General features: G+C 66.7%; 15 protein-coding genes. 7 read left to right on the top strand and 8 right to left on the bottom strand.

Annotation, left to right across the window (positions count from 1 at the left end; genetic code table 11):
• Positions 1-31 precede the first annotated feature (31 nt).
• Positions 32-748 (top strand): polysaccharide deacetylase family protein, encoded by a 717-nt coding sequence (locus NN2_RS12135; RefSeq protein ID WP_063013150.1) that lies wholly within the window; start codon positions 32-34, stop codon positions 746-748.
• Positions 749-804: 56 nt separating this feature from the next.
• Positions 805-2205, top strand: a complete 1401-nt coding sequence (locus NN2_RS12140) for a WS/DGAT/MGAT family O-acyltransferase (RefSeq protein WP_063013152.1) — start codon at positions 805-807, stop codon at positions 2203-2205.
• 5 nt (positions 2206-2210) lie between these two features.
• On the opposite strand, the gene NN2_RS12145 is transcribed toward NN2_RS12140, so the two are convergent.
• Positions 2211-3131: an alpha/beta fold hydrolase gene (locus tag NN2_RS12145; protein WP_082856940.1), complete on the bottom strand. Its 921-nt coding sequence runs from the start codon at positions 3129-3131 to the stop codon at positions 2211-2213.
• Between the two features lie 69 nt (positions 3132-3200).
• Positions 3201-4208, bottom strand: coding sequence for a zinc-binding alcohol dehydrogenase family protein (locus NN2_RS12150; protein ID WP_063013154.1), 1008 nt, complete (start codon positions 4206-4208; stop codon positions 3201-3203).
• A gap of 150 nt (positions 4209-4358) precedes the next feature.
• On the opposite strand from NN2_RS12150, the gene NN2_RS12155 reads away from it, so the two are divergent.
• A complete protein-coding gene (locus tag NN2_RS12155) occupies positions 4359-5372 on the top strand; it encodes an AraC family transcriptional regulator (protein WP_063910736.1) in 1014 nt (337 codons plus the stop codon).
• 124 nt (positions 5373-5496) lie between these two features.
• Positions 5497-6618 (top strand): acyl-CoA dehydrogenase family protein, encoded by a 1122-nt coding sequence (locus tag NN2_RS12160; protein WP_063013263.1) that lies wholly within the window; start codon positions 5497-5499, stop codon positions 6616-6618.
• Between the two features lie 153 nt (positions 6619-6771).
• On the opposite strand, the gene NN2_RS12165 is transcribed toward NN2_RS12160, so the two are convergent.
• The 3 genes from NN2_RS12165 to NN2_RS12175 form a co-directional block, all read right to left on the bottom strand.
• A complete protein-coding gene (locus tag NN2_RS12165) occupies positions 6772-7563 on the bottom strand; it encodes an SDR family NAD(P)-dependent oxidoreductase (protein WP_063013158.1) in 792 nt (263 codons plus the stop codon).
• Positions 7564-7637: 74 nt separating this feature from the next.
• Positions 7638-8117: a MaoC family dehydratase gene (locus tag NN2_RS12170; protein WP_063013160.1), complete on the bottom strand. Its 480-nt coding sequence runs from the start codon at positions 8115-8117 to the stop codon at positions 7638-7640.
• Between the two features lie 220 nt (positions 8118-8337).
• Complete coding sequence (locus NN2_RS12175; protein ID WP_156511314.1) at positions 8338-8544, bottom strand: hypothetical protein; 207 nt, start codon at positions 8542-8544, stop codon at positions 8338-8340.
• 498 nt (positions 8545-9042) lie between these two features.
• On the opposite strand from NN2_RS12175, the gene NN2_RS12180 reads away from it, so the two are divergent.
• Together NN2_RS12180 and NN2_RS12185 are read left to right on the top strand one after the other, a co-directional pair.
• On the top strand, positions 9043-9849 hold the full coding sequence (locus NN2_RS12180) for an SDR family NAD(P)-dependent oxidoreductase (RefSeq protein ID WP_063013164.1): 807 nt from the start codon (positions 9043-9045) through the stop codon (positions 9847-9849).
• 98 nt (positions 9850-9947) lie between these two features.
• Positions 9948-11840, top strand: a complete 1893-nt coding sequence (locus tag NN2_RS12185; protein ID WP_063013166.1) for a sensor histidine kinase — start codon at positions 9948-9950, stop codon at positions 11838-11840.
• Between the two features lie 181 nt (positions 11841-12021).
• Here NN2_RS12185 and NN2_RS12190 read toward each other — a convergent pair whose 3' ends face one another.
• The 3 genes from NN2_RS12190 to NN2_RS12195 form a co-directional block, all read right to left on the bottom strand.
• Positions 12022-12573: a flavin reductase family protein gene (locus NN2_RS12190; RefSeq protein WP_063013168.1), complete on the bottom strand. Its 552-nt coding sequence runs from the start codon at positions 12571-12573 to the stop codon at positions 12022-12024.
• A complete protein-coding gene (locus tag NN2_RS37100; RefSeq protein ID WP_156511315.1) occupies positions 12573-12725 on the bottom strand; it encodes a hypothetical protein in 153 nt (50 codons plus the stop codon). The genes NN2_RS12190 and NN2_RS37100 overlap by 1 nt, the downstream gene beginning before the upstream one ends.
• A gap of 98 nt (positions 12726-12823) precedes the next feature.
• The gene (locus NN2_RS12195; RefSeq protein ID WP_063013170.1) at positions 12824-14527 is read right to left on the bottom strand and encodes a 3-ketosteroid-delta-1-dehydrogenase; all 1704 of its coding nucleotides are present in this window, start codon (positions 14525-14527) and stop codon (positions 12824-12826) included.
• A gap of 160 nt (positions 14528-14687) precedes the next feature.
• On the opposite strand from NN2_RS12195, the gene NN2_RS12200 reads away from it, so the two are divergent.
• Complete coding sequence (locus NN2_RS12200) at positions 14688-15212, top strand: nuclear transport factor 2 family protein (RefSeq protein ID WP_063013172.1); 525 nt, start codon at positions 14688-14690, stop codon at positions 15210-15212.
• Positions 15213-15221 lie beyond the last annotated feature (9 nt).

A 15221-nucleotide genomic window follows, 5' to 3' on the forward strand; every position in this document is an offset into this window, starting at 1 on the left:
CGGACCCGGTGTCCGGTGGTAGGTTTCGCCGGTGAAACGCAGGCTTCTGCTCGGCGGCGCGATCGTCGTCGTCCTCGCGGCAGTGCTGTCGATCGGCACCTACGTCCTGATGAATTCGCGGACCTTCCAGGTCGCCGGCCGCTTGGTCCACCGCGTCGACACCAGCGCAAAGGTCGTCGCGCTGACCATCGACGACGGCCCCACCGACCGCACCCCCGCGATTCTGGAAACCCTTGCCGCCGAACATGTTCCGGCCACGTTCTACCTCGTCGGCCGCGACCTGGCGGCCCATCGCGACTACGGGGCGCAGATCGCGGCGGCCGGGCACGAGCTCGGTAACCACAGCTACACCCACCGGCGGCTGGTCTTCGTCACCCCGGCCACGGTCCGCGACGAGGTCGAGCGCACCGACGCCGAAATCGAGCGCACCGGATACCACGGCCCGGTGACCTTCCGCCCGCCCTACGGAAAGAAGCTGGTCGCACTCCCCTGGTATCTGTCGCACCACGACCGCACCACCGTGATGTGGGATGTCGAATCCGATTCCGCCGGTGGGGCGAGCACCGATGCCATAGTCTCGAAGACGGTGAACCGCGCCCGGCCGGGTTCGATCATTCTGTTGCATGCGATGTACCAGTCGGCCGCGGCGGCAGCGATTCCGCGCATCGTCGCGGAACTCCGTTCGCGCGGTTACGGTTTCGTGACCGTCTCGCAACTGATCGCTGGCACGAAACCCACCGGAATGTGACCGAACTCCCCGGCCGTTTCGGCCAAAACTAGAACGTGTTCTAATAGTCTGTAGGTATGGAGCGACTGACCGGGCTGGATGCCAGCTTTCTGTACCTGGAGACCGACACCCAACTACTGCACGTGTGCGCGCTGCTGATTCTCGACCCGCCCGCCGACGGGACCGACTACGAATTCACCGCGCTGAAGGAGGAACTGGGCCGCCGCCTGCACCTGATCCCCTCCATGCGCCGCCGCGTCCATCGGGTCCCGTTCGACCTCGACCACCCGGTCTGGGTCACCGATAACGACTTCGACCTCGACCGGCACGTCCGCCGCCTCGGGCTGCCCTCCCCCGGCGGCCCGAAGGAACTGGCCGAACTCGTCGGCGACATCGCCGCGCAGCCGATGGACCGCGCCCGGCCGCTGTGGGAGATGTGGGTGATCGAGGGCCTGGCCGACGGCAAGGTCGCCGTGGTGTCGAAATACCATCACGCCGCCGTCGACGGCGTCACCGGCGCCAACATGATGGCCTATCTGTGCGATGCCGAGCCGGGTGTGCACTACCCCGATCCGCCGGCCGAGACCGACACGAAGTCCGCCGAACCCAACGATCTCGCCCTCGCGGCCGAAGGGCTGGTGCGGATGCCGGCGAAACTCGGCGTGGTCGGCATGGTGCCCAAGACGCTGGGCAAGCTCGGCGGGATGGTGCAGCGCAGGCGTGCCGACAAACAGGGCATGGCAATTCCGTTCACCGCGCCGCGCACGCCGTTCAACCGCACCATCACCCGTCATCGCAGCGTCGCCTTCACCACCGCCCCGCTCGCCGATATCAAGGAGATCCGGGCGGCGTTCGGCGTGAAGATCAACGATGTCGTCCTCACCGTCATCGCGGGGGCGCTCCGGCAATACCTGAGCGAACACGACGAATTACCGGACACCTCGCTGATCGCCTCGGTGCCCGTCTCCACCCACGAGACGACACGGCACGAACGCGGCGTCAACAAGGTGTCGACGCTGTTCGCCCAGCTCTACACCGACGTCGAGGATCCGGTGGAACGGCTGCGGCTCATTGCGGAGGCCAACGTCGGCGCCAAGGAGGAACACGAAGTCCTGGGCGCGGACTTCCTGCAGGATTGGGCCGAATACGCGCCGCCGAACACCTTCCGGATCGCGGTGCGCGCCTATTCGTCGTTCAAACTCGCCGAACGGCATCCGGTGGTGCACAACCTGGTGATCTCCAATGTGCCCGGACCGCAGCAGCCGCTGTACTTCCTCGGCTACCGCATCGACGCGCTGTTCCCGTTCGGCCCGGTCTTCCACGGCGCCGGCCTCAACGTCACGGTGCTGTCGGCCAACGGCGATCTCGATTTCGGCTTCATCGCCTGCCGTGAACTGGTTCCCGATCCGGACCGGATGGCCGACGCCGTACACGACAGCATCTCCGCGCTACTGAAGGCGGCTCAGACCCAGCGCTGAGCGCCTCAGCTCTCCCGCCGAGCGGCCACCGCCGCGCAGGCCTCGAGGAGCACAGGGACAAAGGCGTCCGCCTCGAGTACACATGCCGCATGTCCGGCCGATACGAGGAAAATCTCCGCGCCGGCGATCATTGTCGCCATCTCCAGCTGCCGATAGACCGGCAGCGCCCGGTCGTGTGTCGTGATCACCACGCCCGTGGGCACCCGCAGGCTCGACAGCCACGGCGAGGAATCGAAGCGCCCCAATTCGGCGATCGCCTGAGTCATCGCCCACCCGCTGGTAGTGCGCAGCTCCGCCAGCGCCCAGCGATCCATTCGCCCTGTCTCCCAGGATATTTCGGGCACATGCGGCAGTTTGGTCGCCGCCTCCGCCACTCTACGACCCGCCGTCTCGGTCATCACCCCGGCGAGCAGCGCCATCCCGCCGTGGAACAGCCGTTCCCGCCATTTCTCCCGGAAACGGTAAGTCGTCGCGCACAGCACCAGGCCGCCGACGAGGTCCGGGCGCCGGTGCGCGACCGTTTGGGCGACGATGCCGCCCATGGAGTACCCCGCCAGGATCGGCCGGTCCACGCCGGTCACCTCCGCGACAGCGACGACGTCGTCGGCCAGTTCGTCGAGATCGAAACGCGGCGAACGGATTCCGTGCCCGTGCCAGCGTTGGTCGAACAGCACCACCCGATAGTGCTCGGACAACTCCGCCAGGGCCGGAAACCAGTTCAGCATCGCCGTGGTCACCAGACCGTGCAACAGGATCACCGTCGGTGCGCCCTCGGGCCCCGGAATATCGACCAGATAGGTCCGCCCGCGCCCGGGCAGATCCACCATTCGCCCCGCGGGCACCGAGGTCGTGCCCGATACGCGCGTACCGAAGCGCCCGCCGGCCGCCCCGCGACCATTGCCCGCCGTCTGCCGCTCCGCCGCCATCGCAACCTCCTGCACCGCCGGCCCGGTCATGAATTAGAACGCGTTCCAATTCGATGGTACCGGGTGCGGTCAGCGGGCTCCGGGCAGCAGCACAGCCGCCCCGGCGAATCGGCCGTGTGCCAGGTCGGCCAGGGCCCGGTCGGCGGATTCGAGCGGATAGGGGTTGATGCGAACCTGCATCCGGTGCCGAGCGCAGAATTCCAGGAATTCGCGGCCGTCCGCGCGCGTGTTGGCCGTGACCGAACGGATCTCGCGCTCCTGGAACAGATGGCGCTGATAGTTCAGCACCGGGATGTCCGTGAGGTGGATACCCGCGATCGACAGCACACCACCGCGGTCCAGCCCCTCCAACGCGGGCAGCACGAGGTCCCCGACCGGCGCGAACAGGATCGCCGAATCCAGCGGCACCGGCGGCGGGTCGGCCGCGCCCTGCGCCGAGGCCGCGCCCAGCGCCAGGGCCAACTCCCGCGCGGCGGCGTCGCGGGTCATCACGTGCACCTCGGCGCCCTGTGCCAGGGCGACCTGGGCGGCCAGATGCGCGCTGCCGCCGAAACCGTAGATACCGAGCCGTCCCCCCGGCGGCAGTGAGGCCCGTCGCAGCGCCCGGTAGCCGATGATGCCCGCGCAGAGCAAGGGGGCCAATTCCGCGTCGGCATACCCGGAAGGCAGCGGATACACGTAATCGGCAGGCGCCGTGGCATATTCGGCGTAACCACCGTCGGCGTCCCATCCGGTGTAGCGCGAATTCGGGCACAGATTCTCCGCGCCGCGGCGGCAGTACGCGCACACCCCGCACGTGCTGCGCAACCACGCGATACCGACCCGGTCACCGGGCGCGACAGCCGTCGCTCCGGCACCCGCAGCCACCACCTCCCCCACGACCTCGTGACCGGGCACCACCCGCTGCCGGTGCACCGGCAGATCACCCTCGGCGACATGCAGATCGGTGCGGCACACGCCGCAGGCCAGCACTCGCACCAGCACCTCTCCCGCGGCCGGCTCGGGAATCGGGATCCGGGCGCGGACCGGCGGGGATTCGTCGATCGGACCGGGCCGCACCACCTGCCAGGCGGCCATCGTCGCAGGGCTCATCGCACTCCTTCCGACACCGGAACGCCCGCGCCACGGCGGGAAGATCGATGGTAGTCGTGCACGCGGACGAACCCGGCACATCCGGCCGCCGAGGCGGTCACGAGCGCCGGAACGCGGCGTTGATAGCGTCGCCGAGTGCCCCCACCGTCGACCGCCTTCACGCTGCCCATCGGGCGCGTGCACGCGATCGTCGACCTGGCGCGCCGGCGCGGGTGGGACACCGGGGAACTGCTCGCCGAAGCCGGCATCGCGCCGCAACTGCTGAACCAGGGCCGCGCCCGCGTCACCGTCGGGCAAGCCGTGCATCTGGTGCAGCAACTGTGGCGCAGCACCGACGACGAACTACTCGGATTGGGCCGTCACCCGATGCCGCGCGGCACCTTCCGGCTGGTGTGCTTCGCCCTGCTCGGTTCCCGCGATCTCGCCACCGCACTGCTCCGGTTCCGGATGTTCCAGAAGGCCCTGCCGGGATTTCCGCCGCTACAGCTGAGCACCGACGCCCGCGAGGCGCGAATCGCGTTCGACCTCAGCGATATCCGTCATCCACACAGCCTGATCATCGACACCATGCTGATGGTCGTCTACCGCTTCCTGGACTGGTCGGTGGGCGGCTCGCTGCGACTGCTGCGCGTCGAAGTCCCCTATCCGCCCAACGATCTCGACGACTACGACCTGATCTTCGATGCGCCCGTGCGCTTTTCGGCGCCCCATCCGGCCCTGGTGTTCGATGCCGCCCTGCTCACCGCACCCCTCGTGCGCGACGAGGACGATCTGCTGCGCTTCCTGCGCAACGCCCCCGAGGCCGTGATCGGCCGCGGCGACGATTCGGTGTCCACCGCGGCGCAGGTGCGCCGGATCCTGGAGCGCGGCGGACCACGGCACTGGCCCGGTGTCGAACAGATCGCCGGCGAACTGTCCGTCAGCCCCGCGACACTGCGGCGCAAATTGAGCGAGGAACATACCTCGCCCAGCCGCATCCGCGAACAGATCCTGCGCGATGCCGCGATCGCGGCGCTGGTGCGCGGCGAGACGGTGACAGCGATATCGCGCCGGCTCGGATTCTCCGAACCCAGCGCCTTCTCCCGCGCGTTCCGGCGCTGGACCGGCAGCTCCCCCGGTTCCTATCGCGGTCCCGCCGCCGCGCCCTGAGCGATCCGGTCACAAGATCGAGCGCTGCGGTCATTGGCTGCCGCGCGGCGCGCTCCTACCTTGGCGAACGAACACCGTATTCGACCAGAGGAGTTTCCCCGTGCCGGTGCATCGGTCCCCGTGGATGGACGAAGATCTCGACGCGCTCACCGATTTGGCGCGCCGCTTCTTCGAGAAGGAGTGCGCACCGAACGAGGATCGCTGGGGCCGCCAGCACCACGTCGACCGCGAAATCTGGAACCGCGCAGGCGAATTGGGTCTGCTGTGCATCTCCATCCCCGAGGAGTACGGCGGTGGCGGCGGCACCTTCGCCCACGAGGCCGTGATCGCGATCGAGCAGACCCGCACCATGGCGCCCAGCCTCGGCAACCCGGTGCATTCCACGATCGTCGCGCACTACATCAACGCCTACGGCACCGAGGAACAGAAGCAGGCATGGCTGCCGAAGATGGCCTCCGGCGAGATCGTCGCCGCCATCGCCATGACCGAACCCGGCACCGGTTCCGACCTGCAGGGCATCCGCACCCGCGCGGTCGCCGACGGTGACCACTACGTCATCGACGGCGCCAAGACCTTCATCTCCAACGGCCTGCTCGCCGATCTGGTGATCGTCGCCGCCAAGACCTCCGAAGGCAAAGGCGCGGAATCGGTTTCGCTGATCGCCGTCGAGACCGACCGAGACGGCTTCCGGCGCGGCCGCAACCTCGAGAAGGTCGGCCAGCACGGCCAGGACACCTGCGAACTGTTCTTCGACGCCGTGCGCGTCCCGAAGACCAACCTCCTCGGCGCCACCGAGGGCACCGGCTTCATCCAGCTCATGCAGCAACTACCGCAGGAGCGTCTGATCCTGGCCGTCGCCGCCGCGGCAGCGATCGAGAAGACCGTCGAGATGACCGTCGCCTACACCAAGGAACGCCAGGCCTTCGGCAAACCCATCTTCAACTTCCAGAACACCCAATTCACCCTCGCCGAATGCGACACCATCGCCTCGGTCGCCTGGGCCTTCCTCGACGACTGCGTCGCCAAACACCTCCGCGCCGAGCTCGACATCCCCACCGCCGCCAAAGCGAAATGGTGGCTGACAGAACAACAATGCCGCGTCGCCGACGAATGCCTCCAGCTGTTCGGCGGATATGGGTACATGGCGGAATACCCGATCTCACGGGTGTTCACGGATGCTCGGATCCAGAAGATCTATGGCGGGACGAACGAGATCATGAAATTGATTATCGGGCGTAGCTTGTAGATTGCCTGGTGAGAGGCGGTTTCCGGGGGGCAGGATGCGGCGGCGCTCCCGTCTTCCTCCCGTCTCTCACCGTAATCGCCGTCGGAATGTCGGCTGCCCGCGGGGGTTACCGCTATTCGTATGGATGAAGATCGTCGATCGCGGGTACTGGGCTCAGAGCACGGTCTTCATCTGTCGGGAAATCAGATCCGTCGTCCAGCGCGGCGAAAGCCGTACCAGCCTGTCCAGGAGGCCGGCGTCCCGGCCGACCACGACGCGGAACTTCCCCTTCTCCATGCCGCCGACGATGCGCCGGGCGGTGTGCTCCGGAGTCGTGGCCGGCACTTTACGGTTACCCGGGTCGATCATCGCGACTCCCGAATTACGGCTGAGGTCGGTGCTGATGTTGCCCGGGAAGACGGTGGTGACAGCGACGTCCGTGTCGGCGAGCTCTTGGTACAGCCCTTCGCTGAATTGTTTGACCGCACCCTTCGTCGCGCTGTAAATCGTCTGCCCCGCGAAGGGCAGCAGGCCTGCCAAACTCGCCACGTTGACGAGTCCGGCCTGAGGCCGCTGCCGCAGCTCGGGGAGAAACGCCAGGCACATGTTCACCGTGCCCCAGAAATTGACCTGTACGACGCGCTCGATCTCGCCGCGTTCCAGGGCGGAGACCGGAACGAACCGGTGGATCACACCCGCGACGTTGATCAGCCCGTCGACCTGCCCGTGCTCGGCGATGACAGCCGCCGGCAGCGCGTTCACCGCCGCCACGTCGGTGACATCGACGATGTGTACTGAGATCCGATCGGCGTGGTCCGCGGCGAGCGCTCGGGTCTGCTGTAGCCAGTCACCGTTCAGATCGACCAGAGCGACCCTGGCGCCGCGTTCGAGCAGCCGCAGGACGACCTGCCGCCCGATCCCGTTGCCGGCCCCGGTGACCGCAACGACTTTTCCACCTAGCCGCATACATCCTCACTTCTTGCCGAATCCTTTTTCGCCGGTCTCGCACCTGCCGCGGTCGTCGGTTGCGCAACGCGCCGTCATTCGATCCAGCGGCTCAGTTTGTCGACTACACATGCCGGCTTTGCTGATCCTTCGATTTCCACAGTCACTCGGATAGTGGCCTGCACCCCTCCTGGCACGTCGGTGCACGCCAGGATTTCGCCGCTACCACGCACGCGCGACCCCGCCGGCACGGGAGCCGGGAACCGGACGCGGTCGGCACCGTAGTTCACCCCCATGGAGACGTTCCGAACGTTGATCAGTTGCGGCAGAAAGAGATTGCACAGCGCCAGCGTGAGATATCCATGCGCGATCGTCGACCCGAACGGTGAGCTTTTCGCGCGTTCGACGTCGACATGAATCCATTGGTGATCGCCCGTCACTTCGGCGAAGCCGTCGATCCGTTGCTGGTCGATCAGGACCCAATTCGTAGGGCCGAGCACAGCGCCGGCTGCACCACGCAGACCTTCCAAGCCGTCGACCACCAACGGTCCCGCATCCGGATTTTCCGGTGCCATTGCGGGGGTGGAAATCTTCTGAACGATACTCATCGGCAATCTCCTTCGTTCAAGGCACAGCGAGATCCAGCCCGCAAGCGTCTCGGCTGGCGCAGCAGTTGCGCGAGCGGAGTCCGACTCGGTCCGGTGTGAGTGTCAGGCGAGAAGAGCGGACTCTCGGCAACGCCTATCCGGAAGGTCGGCAGCAGCGCAGTTTCGGCGACATCCGGCGGTAATGCGATCACGGCTGGGAGGCGGGGACGTCGAGCGGCGCATCGGCCGGATACTCGTGCGGCGCCATCGCATAGGTTTCGGTGAGCAGCGCGATGAATGCCGGGTCGGTGATCGGGTCCGTCGGTTCGCTGCAGGCGATCCCACGGGTACGCAGATCGGCAAGCAGCATGTCGAAAACGGTCTCCAGGGGGTGCTGCTGTGTCGACGTGCCCATCGGAGTTCCTTCCATCTGTCGCTGCGCATCGCCCGGCGCGGCAGGGCGAATCACATGTCGGGCCCGCAAGGTGTCCGCGCGACCTTCGGCCGGCTCTACTGCGCTTCTCTCGGACAGGGTGCGGCGTTTCGCGACCTCCCGAATCTGTTCGCCCGGCGGACGTTACCGGCGTGATACGAAGGCGCTGAGCGAATTTCCCGCTCAGCGGAAGAGTGGTCACCATTATCGACCTGCAAGTCCTCCGGGGCAGGAAGTCATACGCCTACGACTGGGACGACGACCCTCTCCGCAGCTCAACGCTTTCGGTCGCTTACAGCATCGGCAATACCGAGTACACCGGCCGGACCATCCCGCCTTCGCTGCGACGATACGCACAATCACCGACCGGATCGCGGCGCATCGCAACCAGTATCCCGGCCAGTGAAATCACCCTGTTGAACAATCGCTGCGCCTGAGCATGCTGAGCGCATCGGTGACGAACAAAGGAGTACCACCACAATGACTACGCTGCAGCGCTACGCCGATCGCCGAGTCCTGGTGACGGGGGCCGGATCCGGAATCGGACAGGCGACGGTTCTGCGCATCCTGTCCGAGGGCGGCCGGGTCGCGGCCGCGGACATCAGCGCCGACGGCCTGAAGGATACGCACGCCAAAGCAGGCGGCGACGCAGAGCGCCTGACCACCGTCGTCATGGACATCGGTGCCGAGGAATCGGTGAAAACCGGTGTAGCCGAAGCGGTCCGGGAGCTCGGCGGCCTCGACGCACTGGTGAACGCGGCAGGGATTCTGCGCTCGGCACACTTCGAGCAGACCACCGTGGCCGACTTCGAACAGGTGATCCGAATCAATCTCATCGGCACCTTCGTGGTGATCCGGGAAGCCCTGCCGGCGCTGCGCGAGGGTACCGGCCCGGCGGTGGTGAACTTCAGCTCCACCTCGGCGCAGTTCGCTCACCCGTACATGTCGGCCTACGCGGCCTCGAAGGGCGGTGTCCAGGCGATGCCCCACGCGCTGGCCATGGAATTCAGCAAGCAGGGTATCCGCTTCAATTCCGTTCAGCCGGGCTCGATCTCGTCGGGCATGACCGACGGCACCGGCGAAGCCAAGCAGAGCGTGGGCCCTGGCCTACCCGCCGACGCCGACTTCGCCCTGTTCGGCAAGACCGCGCCGATGCTGCCGCTTCCCGACGGCGCCATTTTCGCCCAGCCGGACGCGGTGGCCGCGGTGGTCGCGATGCTCGCCTCCGCCGACGCATACTTCATCACCGGCGCCGAAGTCCGCATCGACGGCGGCTCACACATGTGACAGGCGGTCGGAAGCAATTCCGGAAGCGATTTCGAAAATACTTCCGCTCAACGGGATTCCGGCTCCGGAAGCAGACGTGGCCACCTTAGCGTTCGGCCGTGTTCAGGCCCCGGATCGGCATCCGCACCCGCGTCGTCGCGGTGGCGGCCATTCCCTGCATGTCGTTGTTGCTCGTCGCCGTAGGCGCCGCAGGTCACTTCCTGCAAACCGGCCAGCACGCCCGTGATTGGGCGGCCCAGAACCGTCGCGCACTCGAGCCGGTGGTCACCATGGTCGAAGCGATGCAACAGGAACGGCAGCTGACCATGGTGGCCGCCCAGCGGGGACAGCCGGTCCCGACTCTTGCATCGGCACGCGCGCACGTCGACCACGCGCTTGCCGACCTCACTCCTATGGGCGAGGCGCTGGCCGCTATCGATCCCACCGGATTCCGCGACGTCCTCGGCAACTCCGTGACGGTACTCGCGAAGCTGCCCGCCACCCGCTCGGGCATCGATGCCGGCACGCTGAACGCCGACGATGCCTACGATTACTACAACCGAGCAGTCGAGGTCATCACCACCGGATCGGCCGTCGCGGCGCAGCGCGCACCCGATACGGCCACCGCGCGGGAATTGAGTACCGGGCTGTCCATGTTTCGCGCGGTAGAGGCGATGTCCCGGGCTCATGCGCTGGCCGCAGCGGCCACACCCCGCGGATTCACCGCCGAACAGCTGCAGCGTTTCACCCGTGAGGTCGGCTACTACCGGATCGCGCTGGACCACTTGGCATGGCAGCTTTCCGGTCCGCAGCGAGATCGGCTGCGCGCGTTGTCCGACAGCGGCGACTGGCGCACGACCATCGCCGCCGAAGATGCGCTGATCGTCGCCGCGCCCGGAGCCGGCATCGTCGGCGACGCCGCATCGGAAGCAGCCGCGCACGCAACATCCGGACTACTCGAACTCTGGCGCGCGCAGAATGCCGCCGCCGGGGTGTCGGCGCAAGCGGCCGGTGACCGGATCTCGCACCGCTCGATGCTCGCCGCTTTCGCGGCGGTTGCCATCGCGGTGATCGCGGTCGCGGCCGCGCTCGTCGCCGCGGACCGGCTGGCTCGCCGGCTGGTGCGCCTGCGCACCGACACCACCGACCTGGCCGAGCGACGCCTGCCCGCCATCATGAGCCGTTTACGCCGTGGAGAGCAGGTGCAGATCGACAATGAAGTCGTCCGACTCGATCCGGGCGCCGACGAGATCGGGGATGTGGCCGCCGCCTTCAACCAGGCACAGTTCGCGGCGATATCGGCTGCCGCTTCGGAGGCTGTCACCCGTAACGGCGTCCGGGCTGTCTTCGTCAACATCGCCCATCGGAGCCAGCTCGTGGTGCACCGGCAACTCGAGGTGCTCGACCAGGCAGAACGTGACGCCGATGATCCGAGCTATCTGCAGACCCTGTTCGCACTGGACCACCTGGCGACCCGCGCCAGACGCAATGCCGAAAACCTGATCATCCTCGGTGGGGAACGCCCCGCCCGGCGCTGGCGCAATCCGGTGTCGCTGTTCGACATCGTGCGCAGCGCCGCGGCCGAAACCACCGACTACCAGCGCGTGGACATCACCCGACTGCCCGATGTGCGAATCGCCGGTCATGTGGTCGCCGACGTCGTTCACCTGCTGGCGGAGCTGATGGACAACGCCACCGCGTTCTCCCCGCCACAGTCGCGGGTGCGCGTCGACGGCCGCGTGATCGGTGGCGATGTGCGCTTGGCGGTGTGCGACCAAGGGCTCGGCATGGATCCCGCAGAATTGGGGCGGCGCAACGAGCTTCTCTCGGCGGCACCGGATTTCGGCATCGCCGCACTGACAGGCGACTTCCGTCTAGGCCTGTTCGTGGTGGCCGCACTCGCCGGACAGCACGGACTGTCGGTGCGGCTGACCGAATCCGAGTACGGCGGTATCAGCGCGGTCGTATCCATCCCCGCGACGCTGTTGTCCTCGTCAGAGGCCATCGAGTAGGCGACGCGAGGTCGTCGACCACGAATCCGAGGTGATGGATACGTGAACCTGATTGCCGCACAGGAGAATTCGGTACCGCGCGCATGCGGTGTGCGTCGGACAGACCGATGCGTTGCAGAGTCCGGTGTTCGACACCGTCGATGAGGCATGCATAGTTCGATTCCTCGAAAACCGTGCTGCCTCACCCCCACCGCCAGGTGTCCAGTGGCATCCATGTGCTGGACCGTGGATCGGGTTCGGGGGCCAGCTGTTTGAATGCGGAGCGATGAAACAGCAGCGGAGGGCCCGCATGCTGCACATCCGCTTCGATCACCCGGCCGATCACGATGGTGTGATCACCGCCGTCGACCTCACGCTCCAGCGCGCAGGTCAGTGACGCGATCGCTCCCTCCAGCCTGGGGGCGCCGTTCGCCGCGGGATGCCAGGTGATTCCGGCGAATTTGTCGGCGCCGCTCATCGCGAACTGCCGGCACAACCCTTGCTGGTCGGCAGCGAGGATGTTCACACAGAACTGTCCGGATTCCCGGATATGTGGCCAGGTCGAGGAGGTGCGGGCCGGGCAGAAACAGATCAGCGGCGGATCCAGGGACAGTGACGAAAACGACTGGCAAGTAAATCCGACGGGTTTGCCGGCGGAGATCGCTGTGATCACGGTGACCCCGCTGCAGAAATGGCCCAGCACCGCCTTGTAGTCCGAGGCCCCCAGTCCGTTGTTTTCCGATGCGCGGGCCACTACTGCTGCTCCTGTCCGGTGTCGCCCGGTACGACCCGGGCGCCGGGCATCGAGAATCGGTGCGCGTGTGCGGCACTTCGGCCGCGGCCCGCTCCGGTGATGAGCACAACCTTGTCTTGTAGTCCCAGCCACTCTTCGGTCGTGTCGTTCATGCCGCCTCCGGATCGGTCGACGGCGGCCCGTGCTGGCTGCCGGCGCCGATCGTCTTCATCGATATGCGTTGGAGTGGAGCGCTTTTCACCATTGTCGTCTAGGCCGGCTCGGTCGTCTCCTGCGCGGCGTGGCGCGCGGCGATGTACCCGAAGACCAGCCCCTGGCCGATGGTCGCCCCGGCTCCGGGATAGCTGGCGCCGAAGGCGTTCGCGGCGGTGTTGCCGATCGCGTACAGCCCTTCGATGACGCCGCCGTCTTCACGCAGGACCCGCGCGTCCTGGTCGGCGACCACCCCACCGCAGGTGCCCAGATCGCTGAGAATCATCTTGACCGCGTAGTACGGGGCTTTCCGCAGCGGTGCCAGATTCGGGTTCGGCGAAACGGTGGGATCGCCGTAATAACGGTCGTAGGCGCTTGCGCCGCGCGCGAATTCCGGATCGGTTCCGGTCTCGGCGTAGCGGTTCATATTCTGGAAGGTCTCGGTGAACGCGTCCTCGGGTACCCCGATAGCCCGCGCGAGTGCAGCGGGATCGTCGGCACGGTGGGCGATACCGGACTCGAACCAGGCCTGCGGAAGGGGCTGGCGGGGAAAGTACTGTCCGGCAGGGATGTAATTGTTGCGGTAACGCTGATCGAATACCAGCCACATCTGTTCGGCCGGATCTCCTCGCCGCTCCCGCGACAGCAGGGCCTGTCCGAACGACATGTAGTCCATCGCCTCGTTCACGAAGCGCCGGCCGGTCTGGTCGACGACGAACGAGCCCGGCAGCGAGCGTTCGGCGAGCATGACCAGCGGCGCCGCGCCGGGCAGTGGCGCGAAAGCGGGAAACCACCATGCCTGATCCATCAGCGCGGTCCCGGCACCGAGTTCCTGGGCCGCAGTGATGGCGTCACCGGTGTTGCCCTCGGATCCCAGACTGGCGTCGGCATCGAGCCGCGGCGACTGGAACTTGTACCGCGCGGCCATATCGTGATCGAAGCCTCCGGCGGCCAGCACCACCCCTCGCCGCGCGGTCACCGTGACCTCACGATCACCTTGGCGCACCACCGCGCCGGCGACCCGGTCGCCGTCACGAATCAGCCGGACCAGGCTGGTCTCGGTCCACACCGGAATTCCCGCTCGCAGCACGCCCGCGAACAGACCCGCTGCCAAAGCCTGTCCCCCGGCCAGATATTCGCGTCCGATCACCATGCCGCCGATACCGAGGGCCGCCCGCCGCAGAATGCGCGAGAACGCCTTGATCGGTTTGCGCGCAACAAGATTCATCCACTTGTAGTCCGCGCCGGTGACCGGCATCGGCACCGGTGCCTCCATCACACCGGGACGCAGCCGCGGACGCTGCTCCCCCAGGATCGAGGCATCGAACGGGCGGCACTCGCACGTCCGGCCCTCTGCCCGGCCGCCGGGCTCCTCCGGGTGGTAGTCCGAATAGCCCTTCGCCCAGAAGAATCGCATCGGCGTGGTCCGCTCGAGCATCTCGACCGCCGCGGCACCGGCATCGAGGAAAGCCTGCCCACGCTCGGCAGGAGCGGTATCACCAACGACCGACCGCAAATATGCGCGCGCCTCGGCCAGATCGGGGTCCGAATCGGGCAGGCTGGAGTTACCCGGAATCCAGAACGCACCACCGGACCGCGCGGTCGAACCACCCACATAAGCGGTTTTCTCGACGATCACACTCGACAGCCCCTGTTCGTGGGCCGCCAGCGCCGCGGCCATACCGGTGCCGGAACCAACGACCAGTAGGTCGACGATCACCTCGTGGGCGGTCGTGAGCGGGGGCATCGGCTTCTTCGCCATGATTCGGAACTCCACTCTCAGGGGTGGGACGGATTGCCCCAACCTAGATTCGCGCGAACGGCAGTCGAACGTGGTCTTCCATTCAGTGGGAGAGCCCGCGAATTCCGCTGAGCGGAAACGGCTTCTGTCGCACCGTCCGGTGCCCGGTTAGCGTCCGGACATGAGTAACACGTGGAGCAGAGAAGAACTGGAATCGGCGTTTCAGACCTGGCATGCGACGGTCACCCGCGCGGCCTCGGGCACGGGCAGCTGGCGCGAATTCGTCGACCTGTTCACCCCCGACGCCGAATATCACGAGCAAATGGTCGGAGTTCTGAAAGGACCCGACGCCATCTGGGCGTGGGCCGAGCCGACCCTCGCGCAGTTTCCGGGTTCCGCGATGACCTCGTTTCCCGATTATTGGCATCTGATCGACGATGTCAACGGTGTGATCGTGGTGAAGCTGAACAATCTGATGCGCGATCCGGGTGACGGCTCACAGATGGGCGCCGACAACATCAGCATTCTGACCTACGCCGGGAATGGAAAGTTTTCCAAAGAGGAAGATATCTACGATCCCGCCGAATTCGTCCGGCTCGTTCCCGAGTGGTGCCGACGTGCCATGGAACTCGGCACTCTCGGCGAAGCCGAGCTGGCATGGTGCAAACAGGCGCTGCCCGCAGCAGAATCGGACTCCGTCTCGTAAGCGCTCAGG

Origin of the sequence: Nocardia nova NBRC 15556 (assembly GCF_001613005.1) — a bacterium.
GTDB lineage: Bacteria > Actinomycetota > Actinomycetes > Mycobacteriales > Mycobacteriaceae > Nocardia > Nocardia nova.

Excerpts from the sequence above, each read along its gene's own strand:
- NN2_RS12140 (WP_063013152.1), top strand. The coding sequence starts at position 805 with ATGGAGCGACTGACCGGGCTGGATGCCAGCTTTCTGTACCTGGAGACC.
- NN2_RS12145 (WP_082856940.1), bottom strand. The coding sequence starts at position 3,131 with ATGGCGGCGGAGCGGCAGACGGCGGGCAATGGTCGCGGGGCGGCCGGC.
- NN2_RS12150 (WP_063013154.1), bottom strand. The coding sequence starts at position 4,208 with ATGGCCGCCTGGCAGGTGGTGCGGCCCGGTCCGATCGACGAATCCCCG.
- NN2_RS12160 (WP_063013263.1), top strand. The coding sequence starts at position 5,497 with ATGGACGAAGATCTCGACGCGCTCACCGATTTGGCGCGCCGCTTCTTC.
- NN2_RS12165 (WP_063013158.1), bottom strand. The coding sequence starts at position 7,563 with ATGCGGCTAGGTGGAAAAGTCGTTGCGGTCACCGGGGCCGGCAACGGG.
- NN2_RS12170 (WP_063013160.1), bottom strand. The coding sequence starts at position 8,117 with ATGGCACCGGAAAATCCGGATGCGGGACCGTTGGTGGTCGACGGCTTG.
- NN2_RS12175 (WP_156511314.1), bottom strand. The coding sequence starts at position 8,544 with ATGGGCACGTCGACACAGCAGCACCCCCTGGAGACCGTTTTCGACATG.
- NN2_RS12180 (WP_063013164.1), top strand. The coding sequence starts at position 9,043 with ATGACTACGCTGCAGCGCTACGCCGATCGCCGAGTCCTGGTGACGGGG.
- NN2_RS37100 (WP_156511315.1), bottom strand. The coding sequence starts at position 12,725 with ATGAACGACACGACCGAAGAGTGGCTGGGACTACAAGACAAGGTTGTG.
- NN2_RS12195 (WP_063013170.1), bottom strand. The coding sequence starts at position 14,527 with ATGGCGAAGAAGCCGATGCCCCCGCTCACGACCGCCCACGAGGTGATC.
- NN2_RS12200 (WP_063013172.1), top strand. The coding sequence starts at position 14,688 with ATGAGTAACACGTGGAGCAGAGAAGAACTGGAATCGGCGTTTCAGACC.